Annotated in this window: 18 protein-coding genes and 6 pseudogenes; 21 read left to right on the top strand and 3 right to left on the bottom strand. The window is 39.5% G+C overall.

What is annotated here, in order from left to right; all coding sequences use genetic code 11:
- Positions 1-53: 53 nt before the first annotated feature.
- The 14 genes and pseudogenes from nagA (at position 54) to PROCOU_RS04160 (ending at position 10,883) form a co-directional block, all read left to right on the top strand.
- The gene (gene nagA / locus PROCOU_RS04225) at positions 54-1,190 is read left to right on the top strand and encodes an N-acetylglucosamine-6-phosphate deacetylase (RefSeq protein WP_036069874.1); all 1,137 of its coding nucleotides are present in this window, start codon (positions 54-56) and stop codon (positions 1,188-1,190) included.
- A 16-nt stretch (positions 1,191-1,206) separates the two neighbouring features.
- Positions 1,207-1,911: a glucosamine-6-phosphate deaminase gene (locus PROCOU_RS04220; protein WP_036069872.1), complete on the top strand. Its 705-nt coding sequence runs from the start codon at positions 1,207-1,209 to the stop codon at positions 1,909-1,911.
- A gap of 95 nt (positions 1,912-2,006) precedes the next feature.
- Complete coding sequence (locus PROCOU_RS04215) at positions 2,007-2,729, top strand: GntR family transcriptional regulator (RefSeq protein WP_036069871.1); 723 nt, start codon at positions 2,007-2,009, stop codon at positions 2,727-2,729.
- A gap of 199 nt (positions 2,730-2,928) precedes the next feature.
- Positions 2,929-4,470, top strand: a complete 1,542-nt coding sequence (locus PROCOU_RS04210) for an AcpB/EbpR/MafR family transcriptional regulator (RefSeq protein ID WP_036069868.1) — start codon at positions 2,929-2,931, stop codon at positions 4,468-4,470.
- 18 nt (positions 4,471-4,488) lie between these two features.
- Positions 4,489-5,523, top strand: a complete 1,035-nt coding sequence (locus PROCOU_RS04205; protein ID WP_036069867.1) for a WxLIP family cell surface protein — start codon at positions 4,489-4,491, stop codon at positions 5,521-5,523.
- Positions 5,513-5,725 (top strand): hypothetical protein, encoded by a 213-nt coding sequence (locus PROCOU_RS04200; protein WP_036069866.1) that lies wholly within the window; start codon positions 5,513-5,515, stop codon positions 5,723-5,725. Before PROCOU_RS04205 ends, PROCOU_RS04200 begins: the two co-directional genes overlap by 11 nt.
- Before the next feature lie 8 nt (positions 5,726-5,733).
- Positions 5,734-5,928, top strand: a complete 195-nt coding sequence (locus PROCOU_RS04195; RefSeq protein ID WP_036069863.1) for a hypothetical protein — start codon at positions 5,734-5,736, stop codon at positions 5,926-5,928.
- Positions 5,925-6,233 carry an LPXTG cell wall anchor domain-containing protein gene (locus PROCOU_RS04190; RefSeq protein WP_036069862.1) on the top strand — a complete coding sequence of 103 codons (309 nt, stop codon included), beginning with the start codon at positions 5,925-5,927 and terminating at the stop codon, positions 6,231-6,233. The genes PROCOU_RS04195 and PROCOU_RS04190 overlap by 4 nt, the downstream gene beginning before the upstream one ends.
- Positions 6,234-6,902: a WxL domain-containing protein gene (locus PROCOU_RS04185; protein ID WP_036069860.1), complete on the top strand. Its 669-nt coding sequence runs from the start codon at positions 6,234-6,236 to the stop codon at positions 6,900-6,902.
- 179 nt (positions 6,903-7,081) lie between these two features.
- Entirely contained in the window at positions 7,082-8,680 is a 1,599-nt protein-coding gene (locus PROCOU_RS04180; RefSeq protein ID WP_036069859.1) for a copper resistance CopC/CopD family protein, read from the top strand.
- A gap of 17 nt (positions 8,681-8,697) precedes the next feature.
- A complete protein-coding gene (locus PROCOU_RS04175) occupies positions 8,698-9,312 on the top strand; it encodes a YcnI family copper-binding membrane protein (protein ID WP_036069857.1) in 615 nt (204 codons plus the stop codon).
- An 18-nt stretch (positions 9,313-9,330) separates the two neighbouring features.
- Entirely contained in the window at positions 9,331-9,654 is a 324-nt protein-coding gene (locus PROCOU_RS04170) for a magnetosome magnetite crystal formation protein family (RefSeq protein ID WP_036069910.1), read from the top strand.
- Between the two features lie 69 nt (positions 9,655-9,723).
- Entirely contained in the window at positions 9,724-10,386 is a 663-nt protein-coding gene (locus tag PROCOU_RS04165; RefSeq protein ID WP_036069856.1) for an MOSC domain-containing protein, read from the top strand.
- A gap of 82 nt (positions 10,387-10,468) precedes the next feature.
- Positions 10,469-10,883, top strand: a pseudogene (locus tag PROCOU_RS04160) (VOC family protein).
- A gap of 45 nt (positions 10,884-10,928) precedes the next feature.
- On the opposite strand, the pseudogene PROCOU_RS17040 reads toward PROCOU_RS04160, so the two are convergent.
- A pseudogene (locus PROCOU_RS17040) lies at positions 10,929-11,613 on the bottom strand (potassium channel family protein).
- Between the two features lie 134 nt (positions 11,614-11,747).
- Positions 11,748-12,665 carry a COX15/CtaA family protein gene (locus tag PROCOU_RS04150; protein WP_036069853.1) on the bottom strand — a complete coding sequence of 306 codons (918 nt, stop codon included), beginning with the start codon at positions 12,663-12,665 and terminating at the stop codon, positions 11,748-11,750.
- Between the two features lie 321 nt (positions 12,666-12,986).
- Between PROCOU_RS04150 and cyoE the strand changes: the two genes are divergently transcribed.
- From cyoE to PROCOU_RS04115, 7 genes and pseudogenes are all read left to right on the top strand, one after another.
- Positions 12,987-13,895: a heme o synthase gene (cyoE, locus tag PROCOU_RS04145; protein ID WP_036069851.1), complete on the top strand. Its 909-nt coding sequence runs from the start codon at positions 12,987-12,989 to the stop codon at positions 13,893-13,895.
- Positions 13,896-14,014: 119 nt separating this feature from the next.
- Positions 14,015-15,069: pseudogene (locus tag PROCOU_RS19020) on the top strand (CAP domain-containing protein).
- A 68-nt stretch (positions 15,070-15,137) separates the two neighbouring features.
- Positions 15,138-15,587, top strand: coding sequence for a YlbF/YmcA family competence regulator (locus tag PROCOU_RS04135; protein WP_036069850.1), 450 nt, complete (start codon positions 15,138-15,140; stop codon positions 15,585-15,587).
- A 15-nt stretch (positions 15,588-15,602) separates the two neighbouring features.
- Complete coding sequence (locus tag PROCOU_RS04130; RefSeq protein WP_036069849.1) at positions 15,603-15,884, top strand: DUF2129 domain-containing protein; 282 nt, start codon at positions 15,603-15,605, stop codon at positions 15,882-15,884.
- Between the two features lie 170 nt (positions 15,885-16,054).
- A pseudogene (gene rsmD, locus PROCOU_RS04125) lies at positions 16,055-16,628 on the top strand (16S rRNA (guanine(966)-N(2))-methyltransferase RsmD).
- Positions 16,621-17,122 (top strand): annotated as a pseudogene (gene coaD, locus PROCOU_RS04120) (pantetheine-phosphate adenylyltransferase). Before rsmD ends, coaD begins: the two co-directional pseudogenes overlap by 8 nt.
- A pseudogene (locus PROCOU_RS04115) lies at positions 17,118-18,159 on the top strand (SepM family pheromone-processing serine protease). The pseudogenes coaD and PROCOU_RS04115 overlap by 5 nt, the downstream one beginning before the upstream one ends.
- 24 nt (positions 18,160-18,183) lie before the next feature.
- On the opposite strand, the gene PROCOU_RS04110 reads toward PROCOU_RS04115, so the two are convergent.
- Entirely contained in the window at positions 18,184-18,852 is a 669-nt protein-coding gene (locus PROCOU_RS04110) for a nucleotidyltransferase family protein (RefSeq protein ID WP_149023614.1), read from the bottom strand.
- Positions 18,853-18,878 lie beyond the last annotated feature (26 nt).

The following is an 18,878-nucleotide window of genomic DNA, read 5'->3' as shown; positions in this document are numbered from 1 at the left end:
TAATAAGTTGTATAATAATTGGTATAGACCATTTATAGAAGGGATGATTTTTAATGACTTCAAAAGTAATCAAGAATGCAGCGGTGTACACAGGCGATTCTATTATCGAGGATGGTTTTGTGAGATTCGACGACACTGTGCGTGAAGTTGGTCCGATGATAAGCTATCAAGAAGTAGTAGGCGAAGAAGTAGTGGACGCCAAAGGTCAAAAATTAGTACCAGGATTTATCGATGTTCATTCACATGGCGGTTTTGGTTTCGATGCGATGGATGCAGATCCTGTGAAATTAAAAAAACAAGTACAAGGCATGTTAAATGAAGGAATAACAACCTATTTTCCAACGACAATGACGCAGTCCAGTGAAAATATTGAGAATGCGTTAAAGATCATTGATGAGGTAGCGAAAGATGAGCCTTTAATCGGCGGGATTCATTTGGAAGGCCCTTTTGTATCGCCAGTATTTAAAGGAGCACAGCCGGAAGAATACATTACAGCTCCTGACTTAGAGCTCTTCAAAAAATGGTTTAAGGCAAGTGGGGAGCGTATTAAGTTAGTGACATATGCGCCAGAGCATAGTACGTCACCTGCTTTTGAGGATTTATGTATCGAGCTTGGAGTTATCCCATCTGTTGGGCATTCCAATGCCGTTCGTGCGGAGTTGGTGCATAGTAAGGCGAGCCATGCGACTCATATGTATAATGCGTGTCGTCCGCTGCATCACCGCGAGCCGGGCGTTGTCGGGCACGTTATGCTAGAGCCAAGCATCCATGCAGAATTAATTGTTGATGGCATTCATGTGCATCCCGACATGATTAAGTTGGCTTATAATGTAAAGGGACCGAAACGTATTAGTATTATTACAGATGCGATGCGAGCAAAAGGAATGCCGGATGGTGACTATGAATTAGGTGGTCAAAAAGTATTTGTGAAGGATGGTCAAGCTCGTTTAGAAGATGGAACACTTGCAGGAAGTGTACTAACATATGATGATGCTTTCCGCAATATGGTGAAGTTCACTGGTTGCTCGATTGAAGATGCAGTATTGATGTCCTCGGTTAACCAAGCCAGAGAGTTTAAATTAGATTCAAAAGGTGGCATTGGGGTAGGCAAAGATGCTGATTTTAATCTATTGAATGATGCGCTCGAAATACAGGCTACCTATTCATTCGGGAAAAAGCATAGTAAATAATAGGAGGAAATAAATCATGAATATTATTGTAAAAGATACGAAAGCAGAAGCATCAAAAGAGGCATTTGCATTAATTGAAAAAGCAATTAAAGCTGGTGAGGCAAAAACATTAGGCCTTGCAACTGGAAATACACCGACAGATTTATATAAAGAATTTGTGAATAGTGATGTTGATACGTCGACATTGGTTTCTATTAATCTGGATGAGTACGTTGGTCTTTCAGCAGAAGACCCAAATAGTTACCATTTTTATATGAATGATGTGTTGTTCTCGAAAAAAACGTTTAAAGAAAGTTATTTACCGGACGGTTTGGCATCGGATGCAGAAGCGGAATGTGCACGTTATGAGCAGGTTTTAGCGGATCATCCAATTGATATTCAAGTTTTAGGAATTGGTACGAACGCACATATTGGCTTTAATGAGCCGGGTACGTCTTTTGAAACGCCAACGCATAAAGTTTTGTTAGCAGAGTCAACGCGTGAATCAAACAAAATTTATTTTGAGCGCGAAGAGGATGTACCAACACATGCTTATTCGATGGGAATTAAGTCTATTATGGGTGCTAAGAAGATTATTTTGCTAGCGTTTGGCGAAAGCAAGGCGCAGGCGATTAAAGATACAGTAGAAGGTAAAGTTGATGAAAGCATTCCGGCATCTGTTTTACAAAATCACCCAGATGTGACGATTGTAGTCGATAAAGCAGCGGCATCTCTTTTATAAAGTAATGATGACCCCAAGCTAAATCGTTCACAGAATGGCGTAGCTTGGGGTTTTATGTTATACTTCACTTCTACAAAAAAGAAGGTGTAAATAAAATGATAGATAAATCATCAGGGATACCGATTTATATTCAAATTCAGGGTGAAATTAAGCAGAAAATTGAAGATGGTACGTGGCAAGTAGGTAAGGCAATTCCGGCTGAACGGCAGTTAGCCGAGATGTTTCATGTAAGCCGTATGACTGTGCGCCAAGCGATTCAAGGTCTTGTGGATGATACAATTTTGCAGCGCCGTGTGGGAGCTGGGACATATATTGCTGAGAAAAAGATGACAGAACATTTAGAAGCTGTTACGAGTTTCACGAATTTGATGATCCATGAGGGGAAGACACCATCTTCGCGGATTGTGTCTTATGGTATTAGGCCTGCTAGTACACAAGAACGTGAGGCGTTGCAGTTGCCTGAGGATAGTAATGTGATGCGGATTGAGCGAATACGTTATGGCGATAAAATACCGATTTTATTTGAAGTCGTTGTTGTACCTGAAAATATTGCTTCATTACTGAACAAAGAAGATATTATGGATTCGCTTTATGAGGCTATTTTATCGAAATTAGGTCAGAATATCGGGGAAGCAGAACAAATTATGGAAGCAGGGCTTGTCTCTGAAAAAGTGGCGCCATATTTGGATGTAAAGCTTGGCTCGCCGGTGATGAAATTACGTCAAATTACCTTTTTGCAAGACGGTAGTCCGTTTGAATTTACACGTTCGCAATATGTTGGAAATCGTTTTCAATTCGTAGCGCGAGTGAAACAATAAAAGACTGGAATGGTTAGGATATGCATGTACATCCTCGCTATTCCAGTTTTATTTTGCCCAGTTTTATGGTATAAAGAACAAATGATGGTAAGTCATGATGAGCACAGGCATAGCTTTATTCCAAAATGAAGAAAAAAAAAGTTATTGAAAAACATACCTAAAAAATGAAATAATAAGGTTCTTGCGAGGAGGAGAAAAAATGAACAAACTATATTTAGATTTGCTGACAGATAAAAAGAATAAGCGATTAGTTATTTTGTTAGACTATCTTGTAAAGTCTCGCCATCCAAGCACAATCGAGGAACTAGCAGATGTTGTTAATGTCAGCATAAAAACGTTGAAGAAAGACTTAGAAATTCTAGAGGATGTATTCCCAGATGGTGTGTGGCTTGCTAATATTGGTAATAAGAGTATTTTATTAGAATGGAAGGCGACTTTTTCTATCAGCGACTTTATCCAAAGCTTTATCGGCAACAGTCCGTTGTTTCAAATTTTGGATGCGATGTTTCGTGGAGAGCATTTTTCAGTGGCGCAGTGGAGTGAGAAGTTATGGATTTCTGAAATGACTTTACGCCGATATACGAATACGCTTGTGAAAATTATTAAGCCGTATAAGTTACATTTGGAGATGGCTCCGCTTCAGCTTGCTGGAAAGGAAAGCGATATTCGTTGTTTTTATTTTAGTTATTTGAATCAGCGGAAACAAACCGATGTGATGTCGGCAAGAGCTGAGGATAAGAAGGCGATTTCGGTATTTTATAAAAAGATGTTAGAAAAAGCAGAAAATCGCTTCAATCGAGTGTTGCACTTGGATTATCACCGTGTTGTTTCTTGGTTGGGAGTTATTACACAACGAATAGAAAACGGGAATTATATTAAGCTAAATGCAAAGTTAAAAGAGGAAATTTTAAATAAAAAGAGCTTTCAGGTTTTTCAGCAGTTGTATGAAAATGAATTGATGGCGAATTTTGAATTTGGCAATATTCCCGATGATGAAATGGTGTATGCGTACATTATTTGTTTGGATAGCGTTGTTTATAAATTGAATGATGGCAAACATTTTCGGATGCGTCGGAAGAATGATTGTGTGAAAATGTATGAGGATTTGTTTGACGAAAGGCACTTGAAGCATTTAGGCATACCGGATCGAAAATTGGAACATGCACATACGAGCTTTATCGCTTTTACAGAAAATCTTGCTCTTTTAACGCAAATAACAGCTGTTTTTCAAAAAAATTCGTATGAGCTAAATGTGTATACGAAATCAGAATATCCATATACGTATCGCTATTGGCTGAATCAATTGACGCAAAATAAACATGTGAAAGGTTTGCCAATTGCGTATCGGGAAGACGTGGCGGTGAGCCTTACAATGTTGACCTGTGCGTATCGTGGGGAAGAAAATTATCGAAATAAGAAGATTTTGTTTTCTTTTTCGGGAGAGTCAACCTATATGAACTACTTAATGACACGAGTGAGGCAACATATACCGCATGGTGTGAAGTATGATTTTCTTTTTAATGAAGAGATTACGGAAGAGGCGATTCAGGAGCGAGGTGTGGATATATTTTTGCATAATTATGATATTGAGGAAAATCTGAATAATTGTCTATCATTACGCATTTCCCCCTTTCCGACAGTTCGGGAGCTTGAATTCATTAATAAACTGATTGTGGATATGCCATCTGATATTATGCATATGACATACGATGCTTACAGCGAGAATTTGATAACAGGATAAAATGATGGAGGAATATAAATGAAGAAATTGGTAATAGTATTATTATGTTGTATAGGTATTAACGTGATGAAGATTCCGGTTTTGGCTGAGGAGCCAGCTTTTTCTGTAAAAGCAGTTTTACCAAAAAATCAGCAGGGGAAGGCAACGAGTTATTTTGATTTGAAAATGAAGCAAGGTCAGCAGCAAGTATTGGAAGTGGCGCTTCATAATGCAACAGGAAAGGATATAACGATTTTAGTGGCGGCGAATTCGGCTTTCACAAATGGTAACGGTATTGTAGATTATAATGCTACGAATAAGCCATTAGATAAATCATTGCAACATGGTTTTGGGGCGATTACAGAAGTTTTGACGAAGGAAATAACGGTGAAGGCAAAATCGAAAGCCATGGCTAAAATCAATGTGAAAATGCCAAATGAAAAAATGGATGGCGTGATTTTAGGTGGACTTGTTTTTTCGGAAAAGGAGTCAGGGGAAAATGCTACTGCTACTGGAAAATTGCAAAATCGCTTTTCATACACGATTGGAGCTGTGCTTTCGCAAAACGATACGCTGGTCAAACCGAATTTAAACTTAGGTGAAATCAAGGCAGGTCAACAAAATTATCGCAATAAAATTATGGCAAATTTACAAAATGATCAGGCGATGATTTTGCGGGATTTAGCGATTAAGTCCGAGGTTTATCGCGAAAATGGTAGTAAAATATTATTTGAGCAGAAGTCGGAAAAACTGAGGATGGCGCCCAACTCGAATTTTGACTATGCTATTCACACACGAAATCAACCGTTAAAGCCTGGCAACTATACCTTGAAAATGACAGCTATGTCTGGGAAAGATACGTGGTCTTGGGAACGTAATTTTAAAATAGATAAGGAAACGGCAAATGACTTAAATGACACGGCTTTGGATTTAGACAAGGGTGGCTGGTCAACGATTGGTTTTCTTGTAGCGATTGCCATTTTATTAGGACTTGTCATTTTCATGTTTTGGAGACAACATGTGACGAAGAAAAAACTAGAAATAAAATTGAGGAGTGAAGAAAATGAGAATTGATCACCATTTTGATGATATTGCCATTTTTCAGGTAGAATTTACAGATTGGCGGAATCAGTGTCATAATCGTTGGATTGCTGTGCACGAACATGGAGATCTGAGCCCGCGACAAATTTTAGAAAAGAAGTTTCAGCATTTTGATGCAGTGAAGATTAAGAATATTGATGAATGGGATGTTGGACTATATTTAAGACCGGAGTAGGTGAAAGGATGAATAATTTCTTATTTTTACATGATAAGCAAGAGCAGACATTCAGAGGTGAGGTGTATGATCAGATGATTTGTTTAGACTTTATCGGTTTAATTGAGGCGGAGTTTCACGATGAGTATGTTGTTTTTAAAGGATTTACGGAACAGGGCAGCTATATTGCTGAAAAATTAGCAGGAAGGGAGGTGAGCTTTTGATCAGACGAAGAAATTCGAGTATTTGCATAGGCATGCTATTTGTGATTATGGTTTCACTCGGAATTTCAGATCATCAATATGTAGAAGCAAGCGCAGGTAAATCGGATGTTAATATACGTATTTTGGAACAGCCAAAACAAGAGATAAAGAAACCAAGAGAAATTCCAAGGAATGATATACGACTACCTGTAACTGGAGATGCAAATAATTCTGTTTTTTCATATATTATAGGCGGAATATTAATTTTATTCAGTTTTATATTTTTGGTGAAAATGGGAAATAAAAGAATGGAAGAGGTTAATTAGATGATGAAGCAAAACAAGATGATGGTAGGATTAGCGGCTTTTGGAGTTACGATTAGCGCTTACACGGCGAGTGTTGGTGCAGCAGAATTTGACGGTGCAGACAATGCAACAAGTGAGGCTACGGTGAATGTATTGCCTGGGACTGGAATTGTAGACCCGCCAATTGTTAATCCGATTGATCCGGAATTGCCAGAGATTCCAGAGGTTCCAACAAATCCGATTGAAGGCCCGCTACGTATCAACTATGTATCGGACTTGAAATTTGATAATCATATGCTAACAGGTAGGGAAGCGAAGATTTTTTCGAAAGCCGATACTATTGGTGATACTGAGATTCCTGCTTTTATTAACGTAGCTGATTTACGTGGAACTGGTGAAGGGTGGACACTTAAAGTATCGCAAACTGGCGAGTTAGTAGAAGGTGCTGAATTACAGTTTAAGCCTATATATAATGGAGCAGACGAGAAAATTACAACAGCTGGTGGAAGTCTTCATGGTGATGGAGATGAAATTGATATTGCAAAGGCTGATGAAGAAGGTGGCATGGGTTCAAACTCTATTTTGCTTGGCGGGACAGAAGGTGTTGCGCTAGTGATTCCAAGCGATGCAAAGGCAGGAGACTATAAAGCATCTCTTAATTGGAATATTGTTGCCGATCCATCTAATTAAATAGGACAACTTCAATACATCAAAGTTCGTGTCGCGTACACACGAATTTTGGAGTGGAGAAGTTTAGTGGGAGTCTCTCAGATGAGGCTCTCAACTTTTTTATGAAGCAAATTAATGTCGTAAAGGTGAATCGCGTGGTATCGTAGAGAATAGATGGTGAAAGGGAGGTGTATGCAAGGATGAGGCGATTTTGGAGCATTGGCTTGGTTGTTGCGATCTGTTTATTTTTAATGCCAACTACAGTTGCTGAGGCGCACGCTTATTTGCAAAGTTCGACGCCCAAGGATCAATCGACGGTTACTAAGGCACCGGAAAAAGTGATGTTAACATTTACGGAGATGATTCAAAATGAATATCCTTCTGTGATTGTTAGAAATTCGGAAGGAAAGCGTTTTGAGAAAGGGGCAGCATCTATTAATCCGGAGAATGACCATGTGGTTGAAATTGGTTTGTTAAAAGATTTACCTGATGATGTGTACAGTGTGGAATGGAGAGTTGTATCGGCTGATGGGCATCCTGTTTCTGGTGTTATTTCATTTAAGGTTGGCGATACGAATCAGAGCTTTACAGATGTTAAGGCGAATACAATATCGTCATGGCCAAGCACGATTGTAAAAGTTATTTTGTACATAGGTTTTAGTTTAGTAGCAGGTGTTTTATTGTTTTTCTTGGCGTTGAATAGAATGGAGATTAGCACTGTATTGCGTCAAAGAACGATTCGTATATTGCAAATTGGACTAGGGTTACTCGTTTTGGGTCTGTTATTATTTTTACCGCTACAAGTGCATATTTATACAGGTGGAAGCGGTTTGGATTTTGCAACGATGGGTCAGTTGGTTCGAACATCTGGAATTGGTCACCTGTGGCTGATTCAGATGGTGAGTTTATTAGTTTTGATGTTTAGTTTATTTTTTATTTTCCGGAAAAAAAGGCTGGATAAAATTTGGTTGTGGTTAGTACCGCTTATCTTTTTTATGGTATTATTGTTTGCGAAGGCATCGCAAGGGCATGCTGCTGGAAGTCCTGATAAGGCAGTTGCGATTCCAATGGATTTTTTACATCTTGTGAGTGCTGCGGCTTGGGTTGGTGGCATCGTGGTACTATTTATACTTATGCGCAAACAACCGGATATAATGGCTGTCTGGAACCGGTTTAGCCCATGGGCGGCAAGTTTTGTAGGCCTGATTATCGTGAGCGGATTGCTCATGAGTGTAATGAATTTAGGCTCGATGTCAAAACTATTTACGACGCTGTATGGTAAGCTTATTTTGGTGAAAATTGCACTGTTTCTTGTGATGGGGGCACTTGGTTTCATTCATTATTTGTACATGCGACAAACTGGCAAAATGATATCGACTAAAACAATTGTAGCGGAATTTGGAATTGGCCTGATTATTCTTGGAGTTGCGGCATTTTTGACGAATGTGCAGACACCGCCGCCAGCACCACCAGAATCTTTTTCGAAAAGAGTTGTTACAGAATCGGGATTTGTCTCTCTGAAAATTGCTCCAGCGGTCGTTGGAGATAATACTTTTCTTGTTGTGTTTACGGATCAAGATGGTCAGGTTCGGACGGATTTTCAGAAGGTAACATTAACAGTAGCTCCATCTGGTGGGGGAAAAGCAGCTGAATTTGAGGTGCTGAAAAATGAGCAAAATGAGTATGTAGCTAATGGTTTGTATTTGAACGCGACTGGGCGCTGGGAAATAAAGGTTCACGCGCTTACGAAGGATTTTTCAGAAATCGATAAAAACTTTACAATGCAATTAAAACAATGAAGGAGTTGGGAAATAGAATGAAGAAATTTGTGTCTTTTTTACTAGCAGGGGTGATATTGGCTGTTTCGCCTGTGCTGGCTAGTGCGCACGTAACAGTTGCGCCTACAGAATCAACGACAGGGGCTTGGGAGACTTATACAGTGAAAGTACCAGTGGAAAAAGAGAGCGCAACGGTAAAGGTTGTTGTAAAAGTGCCTACGGGCGTGTCTTTTCAATCTTATGAGCCTGTTCCTGGTTGGAATGTTGTAGTGAATAAAGCAGATAGCACAGTGACTTGGACGGCGACAAATGGTGGTATTCAGAAGGGTCAGTTTCAACGGTTTAGCTTTGTGGCACAAAATCCTGAAAAAATAGGAAAGATAGAGTGGAATGCGTATCAGTACTATCAAGACGGGTCGATAGTAGAATGGACTGGCAACGAAGATGCGGATTATCCACATGCAACGACAGCAATTTCAAAGGCTGTATCAGATAGCGCTACTGATTCACACGGAAAAAAAGCAACGACGGAAAAAAGCCAAAGCAGTGAGAATAGTAGCAGCCCATCTGTGATGCAATGGGTTTCGCTGAGTATAGCCGTTTTGGCGCTTATTATAGCTATCTGGACGTTCGCCGTGAAACGCAGGAAATAATAAAAGGACTTGATGAATTTGAAAAATGATAAAATTTTAGTGATACTTTCTTACGCTAGCCATTTCTTTTTGCCAATTATTTTCCCGGCAATAGTATGGATTTTCGTGAAATCAGAGTATGTAAAAAAACATGCAAAAACAGTTTTATTGGTGGATTTAGTCCCTACTGTACTTAACGTTTTATTCCTAATAATTATTGGATTATATGGTTTTTCAACGGGAGATGACTCGGGAATTGCATTTATCGCTTTGTTCATGCTATTTGTCATTGTGGTTGTGAATGTTATTATCTTTATTTGGATAGTTGTCAGAATTGTGAAGGTTGCTATGAATAAAATATAAAAAAAGGACGTCAGAGCTTGAAAGTTCGGCGTTTTTTTGTTAAATTGAAAGCATCAGAGGGGTGAATGCATGAACGGGAAAATTGTAGGGCTTGCAATTGGCAAGCCGAAAGAGATGGCAATTGGTCGTAAAAGATCGATGATGACTGGGATTGTAAAGCAACCAGTAGAGAAAGCAATGTTAACGCAGTATGGCTTTGAAAATGATGGACAGCATGACTTGAAACATCATGGCGGAGTAGATCGGACGGTTTGTATTTATCCTGCTGAACATTATGAACGCTGGAATGAGCAATTTGGAATCGAGCTACCACCGGCGGCGTTTGGTGAGAACTTGACAGTAACAGGAATGTTAGAAAAAGATGTGTGCATTGGCGATGTGCTTAGAATAGGTCAGGCCATTATTCAAGTGACGGAAGCTCGTAATCCATGTGCTACTATCGGGAAGCGAAATGATTTGTCTGAATTATTCAAAGAAGTTAGAAATACTGGCTATACTGGATATTTATGCCGTACAATCGAGGTTGGTGAGATTTGTCTTGGGGATCAGGTAGAATGCATCGAACGACCAGATGATTTAGTAACGGTGGCATTTTGTCATGAAAATATTCTTCATGGTTTAGGAACGCAAGAGGAAATGATTCGCATTTTAGAAGTAGAAGCTCTTGCAGAACGCTATCGTTTTGATGTGGAGACGCGTTTAATCAACTTGGCAACAATAAGCGAAAAATGAAGGAGTACTCTTTTTTTTTAATGGCGTGATATAATTACTATGAATGAAAGCGTTATAAACTAAAAAGAAAGTAGGAGAAAAAATGGCATTAGGTATTTATATTAATATGAAGGATCAGGTGCGTGAGGCGTTAGATTTTTATGGGGAAATATTTGGCTCGACTTGTACAGATTTAATGACATATGGCTCAATTCATGAGGAAGATGGACCTGAAATGGATGAGAAAACAAAAGGGTTAGTAATGAATGCAAGTATTCAAATTGAAGGTGACACGGTTATGTTCTCGGATACGCCCGATTTTATGGAGTTTATTCCTGGAAATAATGTGACACTTGTTTTGGATACGAATGATGCGGAGAAATTAACACGTTATTTCGAGGCTCTATCTGATGGTGCAACGAAGATTATGCCACTTCAAAAAAACATTTTGGTCTGAAAAATTTGGTCAGCTAACAGATAAATATGGTGTTGGCTGGTCGTTTAACTTATCTGCATAAAAAAGTGTTTGCGTTTCATTTTTCGAATGAGGCGCAAACACTTTTTTATGGAACCGTTTCCTCGTTTTTTTTGCTATTCAAAAAGGTTTGGATTATGTTGATTTCTGCTTCCGATAAAGTTCCTGCTTGTTCGATACTTCGCGTGATTTTTGTGATTTTTTCGGAGCTACTGAGTTTTTTTTCGGTTGTTTGTAATAAAACTGCGAATGGTGGAGGTCAATGCTCCGATAAAGCCAATTCCAAATAGCATAAGCAGGATGGCTAGAAAACGGCCGACTCCTGTGACTGGAACGATGTCTCCATAACCTACTGTTGTCGTAGTTACGATAGAAAACCAAATGGCGTCAGGATAATTTTTGATGCTCGGTTCTGCCCAGATTAGGGGGATCGGGATTACAATAACGAGAATGACAAATGTATTAATCACCCTGTTGAAGCCATTGGTACGTAAAAAACTATACAATGGAACAAGGTAGCGTTTGCCGATAGCGGTAAGTTGGAGTATGCGAAATAGACTAACGAGACGAGCAAGACGGAATAAATTGTACAGTGGTATAATTGCAATGAGCTGGAAAAAATGTGTCTTGATATATGTTTTCCTATCCTCTGCTTGAATCAATCGCGCGAAATAATCGACTGTAAAAACAACCCAAATGGTGGTGTTAAGAATAGTAACAGCTTTCGTATGTATTGGAATGGTTAGGACGGAGAGCAGGACTAAAAAGAGCATGAACAATTCATAATAAAGCGTGCGGCGCGGGATTTTCAACTGATTCCCTACTTTCTGAACGATATATTAACCCTATTTTACCATAAAAAACAGCCAAACTCACCTATAACTGCGAGTCTGGCTGTTTTTTCATGTTATCTAATACGTAATCGATTTTGCTTACTGCGACTTGCGAGTAGGCAAAGGTAAGTCATTAGAGCGAACATCATCGTGATAATCAAGCTGTGTGCTAACGCGACATAAAGATTCACATTTGTTACAACAGACATAATTCCAGTGAATGCTTGGGCTGCGACAAATATGATTTCCAGAACCATCGCATATTTTAAAACGCGATAATGACTATATTCGCGGAAAACAATCCAAGTAACGTAAAGAATCCAAATGACAAGAATGAGGGCTGCTAGACGATGCAAATACTGTACGTAATCTTGTACGCTATCCGGCATAACAAATTTCCCATTTTCAAATGGCCAAGCTGGAACGGCGAGACTTGCTTTTTCGTGGCGAACGAGCGCTCCTGTATAAACAGAGATGTATGTGTAAATGGTTAATAGGTATATGTTTACTTTCAGCTTTGTACCAATAACCATATTGCGGGCATCGAACTTATTGTCTACTTCAAAAATGAGCAAGCAAAGTAGAACGATAGCGGCGTAACAAATGATTGAAATACCAAAATGTAATGCCATAATGTAGGGGTTTTGTCCCCAAATAACGGCGGCAGCGCCCATGAAGGCCTGCAGTATTAGGAAAGCAACAGCAATAATAGCTAGTGGTTTCGTTTCGCGACGATCTTTAATATAAATCCATGCTAAAATGGCAAGAACAATGACAAAAATGGAGCTAATGCCTGTTGTGAGTCGATGCATAACTTCGATGATTTTTTCAGGTGTGATGTCAGTCAGGCGAACAAATTGCCCATTACAGAGTGGCCAAGTGTTCCCACAACCGTCTGCCGAACCAGTCTTCGTTACTAACGCACCGCCAAACACAACAAAAGTCATGCAAAGAATTGTTAGAACGGACCAGACTTTTAGAAAAGTTTTCATTTTTTATGGTTTCCCCTTTCAATATGTATTAATTCAAAAGTGAGCATACAAAAACTTAATTGCATGCCGTATACTGTTCCATTCTAACTTGTTTTTTATGGTAAGTAAAGAGCACGGCTTGTGAAATGTTGAGGAGAACCAAAAGATATAGATGCAGTTCTTCTTGCTCAAATGAAGTTCAAAGGCTTGACAAATGGGGTGATTATTCCCGATAATGATTAGGATGAGTTCATAATTAGATTGTGAACAAACAAGCAAAGCAACTAGGATTACCTATGTGAAAAATGTGTAAAGCGCAATAGGAGCTAAGGGGGAAAAAAAGTGAATCAAATGGAGAAGACGGCAAAAATCGATGCTGCTACGAAGTTCACTGTAAAAGATTTTACAGAGCTGGTGAAAATTGGGATTGTTAATTCCAATACGATTACGGCTTTTACAGGTATGTGGCTGGCATTTCAGCTAACTGGGGTTTCATTTATACAGAATCTCGATATTCTTATTTTTACTATTTTGGGGTCAGGAATGGTTGTCGCTGCGTCTGGGGCTTTTAACAATGTCATTGATCGCGATATCGATGGGATTATGGAACGGACGAAAAACCGCCCAACAATGACTGGAAAAATTTCCGGGAAGCGTGCGCTTCTTGTCGCTGCGTTGCTTGGTGTTATCGGCGAGGCATTGCTGTTTATGACAACATGGCAAGCGGGAGTTATCGGGTTAATCGGTATTTTCTTGTATGTGGTTGTATACTCCATGTGGGCGAAACGGAAGCTAGTTAGCAATACGGTAATCGGGAGTTTTTCTGGTGCTGTGCCACCACTTATTGGATGGTTTGCGGTGGAGCCAACTTTTAGCGCTGTGCCAATTATGTTATTCCTAGTAATGTTTTGTTGGCAACCTCCGCATTTTTATGCAATTGCGATTAAGCGGAAAGAGGAGTATGCAGCTGCTGGAATTCCTATGTTACCAGTTGTTAAAGGGGTTGAGCGGACGAAATGGAGTACGCTTTTCTGGGTCGCATTACTGACTATCTTGCCATTCTTTATGTGGGAATTAGGAATCGGTTATGTGATTTTAGCCACTGTTTTGAATATCATTTGGTTGGCATTATGCCTTTACGGTTTTAAAATGGAAGATAGCATGAAGTGGGCGCGTATTAGCTTTGTGTACTCGATTAATTACATGACAATCCTATTCGTATCGATGGTTGTTATCGGTGTATTTTTATAAAAGGAGAAGCCTGGCTGCAAAGTCAGGCTTTATTTGTGAAAAATATAGATTTTCTTACTAGTAATTTTGAGGAAAAGCCGATACAATAGAGGGAGTAGCATGGAGGAGTGCAGAAGTTTATGCGATTTATTTTAAGAACAATATGTGTAGTAGTAGTATGCCTCTTTGTGGGATACTATACGGATTTATTTTTTGAAACGCCCACAGACGTGAATTCTGTAGATGATAAGGCAGTGCAGCAAGGAAATGTAGATAAGAACAAAACCAATGAGAGTGGCCAAAAAGTGGAAACGCAAGCAAGTCTTGCGGCTTATATTAATAAAGATGTGGATTTACTTATTAAAGAATATGGGGATCCAAAACGAGTGGATGCTGCACCTTACAGCTATCAGAACTATATTTTTCATCAAACGGATAGTCAATATATGCAAGTTGGCGTGATGAATAAGAAGGTGCAGACGATTTATGCACTGGGAGATAAGTTACCGCTGAAGCCGTTTGAAATTGATATGCCAACGGAGAAAGTTTTTTTTGAATATGAAATTACAGTCAGAGATTACATTTAATTATGAGGATAATTATTATCGGTTTGAATTGTCGGAGGATGAGTTGAATATCCGACCGCTTATAAGTTTGGGGCATGGTGTTTATGCGCAGGTTAATTTTGATAAGTTTGAGTCAAAGGTAATCAGTGTTCGATATTTTAATAAGCTATCGCTCATAAAAAATGCATCCATATGAGATGACGTATCAAGGAGATATTTTTAAGGATACAGTGACGGATGCGCAGTGGGATAAGGTAGATAAGGCTTCTGACCAGCAGGTTTTTGACATTTCAAATATTTTTCGTGAACGGTACGGCAAAGGAAAGCTAAGCTGGAACGAAGACGTGGCGCAAGTAGCATATGGTCACAGTGTGGATATGTATGAGAATAAATATTTCGATCATGACTCGCCAACATATGGAACGCTTGCTGATCGGATGAACCGAGCGAATATTGATTACATGAAGGCGGCGGAAAATATTGCTTCTAATTATTTGGATGGGCCGGCAGCTGTAGAGGGCTGGTTGAATTCAGCAGGGCACCGCAAAAACCTGTTCGATAACAGCTTTACGGATATGGGAGCTGGAACTTATCGGAAATTTTATACGCAGAACTTCTTGCAAAAGTAAGGTGTTTTCTGACGAATCGTGTTATAATGAAGCTTGTAATTGATTTACGATGGAAAGAGGGTGGCAACATGCTTGCTACAATGGAAACGCTGGCCTTGCTAGATATGTCAGATGACCTTGCATCGATGGTTTTGGTGTCAGCAGAAGCAGATCGTTATCGTGAATGCGCACACCAAATGGAGACAAGTTTACAAACACAACAGCGTATTAAGCGCTTGGCAAAGATAAAGGAACAATACGATGAAGTGCAACGCTTTGGTCGCTATCACCCCGATTATAAAGAAGTGAATCGTTTGGCTCGTCAGTATAAACGTGATGTCGATATGGATGAACATGTTGCGGCATTCCGGCAAGCGGAGATGGATTTACAGAGCTTGCTTGACGAAATAAGTTTGATTTTGGCAGATGCTGTCTCAGAAAATATTAAAGTCCCAACTGGAAATCCGTTTTTTGAAACGAAATCTTCTTGTTCTACAGGAGGTTGTGGATCAGGTGGCGGTTGTGGTTGCTCAGCTTAAAGAGGGGGAAAGGCAATGGAGAATGAACGTCAATCCATTATTATTTGGATGAATCACTTGAAGCAGGTACGTTCTTTAAAGCGTTTTGGAAATGTGCATTACGTTTCTAGAAAATTAAAGTATGCGGTTTTATATTGCGATATGGTAGATGTGGAAGAAATTTCAGCTAAGTTATCACGCTTCCACTATGTAAAACGTATTGAAATCTCGTATCGACCATTTTTAAACACCGAATATGAGTCAAAGAAAGATATGAAGTTTCATGACCGTATGGATGATGTTCAAATCAGTATTTAAGCTAGATTTTAGACAAGATAAATCGGCGAAAGTGCTTGAATTGTTTAGAGTAAAGTTCTCATCTTACAGTAAAGCACTTTTGTTTGGATGATATTTAAATTTAGTGGCATGATTCGATTTCTCTGGTTTTAGAGATTGGGTTATGTCGCTTTCTATTTTTGGAGGTACATATGAGGGTTATTGCAGGAGGACGTAAAGGTCATCATTTGAAGGCGGTTCCGGGGACGAATACTAGACCGACGACGGACAAAATTAAAGAGTCGTTGTTTTCGATTATTGGGCCTTTTTTTGATGGGGAAAAGGTCTTAGATTTGTTTGCAGGTAGTGGTGGGCTTGGTATCGAGGCGCTTAGCCGAGGTGCGAGTGAGTGTGTGTTTATTGATCAGGCGCAGGCTGCTATTAAGACGGTGCATCTGAATGTGGCGGCATGTCACTTGGAGGAGCAAGCGCATATTTTTAGAAACGAAGCGAAACGGGCGTTGAAAGTTTTGGCTAAGAATGAATGGGTTTTTGATTTGGTATTTTTAGACCCACCTTATAAGAAACAACAGTTGGAGCAATTAATGATGTCGTTGTCTGAGCATGAGTTGGTGGCGGATGGCGCCCTTGTAATTTGTGAGCATGATACGGATGCTATGTTACCCGATATTGTTGCTGCGTTTAAAAAAAACTCGGGAAGAGCGTTATGGTATTACAGTGCTTTCGATTTTCGAATATGAAAAGGAAGTGGCAAAAAATGAGTAAAGTAGCGGTGTGCCCAGGCAGTTTTGATCCAATTACTAACGGTCATTTAGATATTATTACACGAGCGGCAAAGGTGTTCGATGTACTGTATGTAGCTATTTTGAATAATTCGTCAAAGAAGTCATTGTTCGATGTAGCGGAACGAATCTTTTTGATGGAGCAGGTGACGAAGCATTTGCCAAATGTACATATAGAAAGTGCGTCAGGCTTGCTTGTGGATTATGCAAAAGAGAAAGAGGCCAGCGTTATTGTGCGTGGGCTACGAGCAGTTAGTGATTTTGAATATGAGATGCAAATTACGTCGATGAACCGAGTTTTAGACGATCATATTGAAACTTTTTTTTATTATGACAAGCTCGCAGTATTCATTTTTGAGCTCAAGTATTGTGAAAGAAGTCGCACGGTATAATGGCAATATCGCTGAATTGGTGCCACCGATTGTGCATCAAGCGTTGCTAAATAAATTAGAGATACAGGAGAAACAAGATGATTAAAAAAAATTGGAAAAAACTTTTAGCTGGCCTGATTGTTTTGGCTTTAGTTGTGGCATTTTTTGTACCACTACCGTATTATGTGACACGACCGGGAAGTGCAGATAAGCTTAGCTCGCTGGTGACGGTTGAAGGGCATCCGAGTAATAGTGAAGGTGTTTTTCGTCTAGTAACGATTGCGATGGGGCAAGCTAATATTTATTCGTATTTAGCAGCAAAAGTGTTGCCATATCAGGAACTTGAGAAAGAATCGGATGTGCGCGGGGAAAATGAAACGGACGAAGAGTACAATGTGCGTCAGTTGTCACTTATGAATCAGTCCAAAAATAATGCTATCCAAGTTGCGTATAAAGCGGCAGGGCAATTAGTAGAAATTGAATATCGCGGTGTGTACGTGCTTAGTGTGATACCTGATGCACCAGCTGCAAAGGTGCTTGAAGCAGGCGATTTGATTACAGCAATTGACGGGAAATCATTTGAATCTAGTGCGGAATTTATCCAGTATGTACGCAGTAAAAGAGTGGGGGACAAGGTTCAAGTTAGCTATAAGCACCAAGATAAATCTGAAAAAGCGTCAGTGGAACTTATTGATATTGATAAAAAGGGAACGCCTGGAATCGGGATTTCACTGGTGGATGATCAAAAATTAGTCACGGATCCGAAAATAACAATTGATTCTGAGAAAATTGGCGGACCATCAGCTGGGCTTATGTTCACACTAGAAATCTACAATCATTTTGGGAAAACAGATTGGACGAAAGGGCATAATATTGCAGGAACAGGAACGATTGATGTTGACGGCAATGTCGGCCGAATCGGTGGTATTGATCAGAAAATTGTAGCCGCAGATCGTGATGATGTTGAGATTTTCTTTGCACCAGACGATACGATTACACCAGAGATAAAAAAAAGCGCAACCAAATGCTGTTAGTAATTATGAAGATGCAGTTAAAACGGCGAAAGCGATTGATTCTAACATGAAAGTAGTTCCTGTCAAGACGTTTCAAGACGCGTTGGATTACTTGAAAACATTGAAATAAAAAAGAAAGCCTTAATCGCATTGATTACGGCTTTTTTCTGTACGGTGGTGTATGAAAATCTCGCAAAAATTGATTTTCTAACGTTGGTGCTAGAGAATATAATTTCGTTGCACGGATGTCGTTGTTAAGCAATGTCGGACTTGCTTTTGAGGCAGTGCTGATAAGTGGTAAAGTAATATCTTTTTTTACTTGACGAAGGTATTGCTGACCTATTGCAGACATTCCTAATAGTCGTATATAGTTTTCCTTAGGGGATGTTTGTTTTGCTAAAACTTGCAAAGAAGTGCGTTTAATGCGAGAGTCACTGTAACGTTTTGTTGTGGCATGTTTTAAAAATTCGTCAAAATTAGTGGCGCGAATTCCTGCTTGTTGTAACCGATTCTCAATTCCTTCTGAGATGCCACGTATATTTTGAAGCTGTTTAGTAGGCGTAATAACAAGCTGGTATTTAAGAAGTGGCCAAAAATCTTGCCAAGTTATAAAGGAATGTGTTTCACGATATTCTTGCAAAATAGTTAGTGTTGTACCAGGAACATATTGCCGAACGGATTTCCAATCGTTTGCCAGTAACATTGATCGAATGGAGGTCGCGCTTGCAATCGATTGATGCGTCGGTTTCTGCTCATGATAGGCTGCACTTTGACGAGGCATTGTAGCAATTTCTATTCGTTTTTTTGTTCGATAACAGCTAATGTGTAATGAAACCCTAAAATATTATT

The organism is Listeria rocourtiae FSL F6-920 (assembly GCF_000525975.1).
Lineage (GTDB): Bacteria > Bacillota > Bacilli > Lactobacillales > Listeriaceae > Listeria_A > Listeria_A rocourtiae.
The sequence above is the reverse complement of the archived record's forward strand: the minus strand, read 5'-3'. Positions and strand labels throughout refer to the sequence as shown.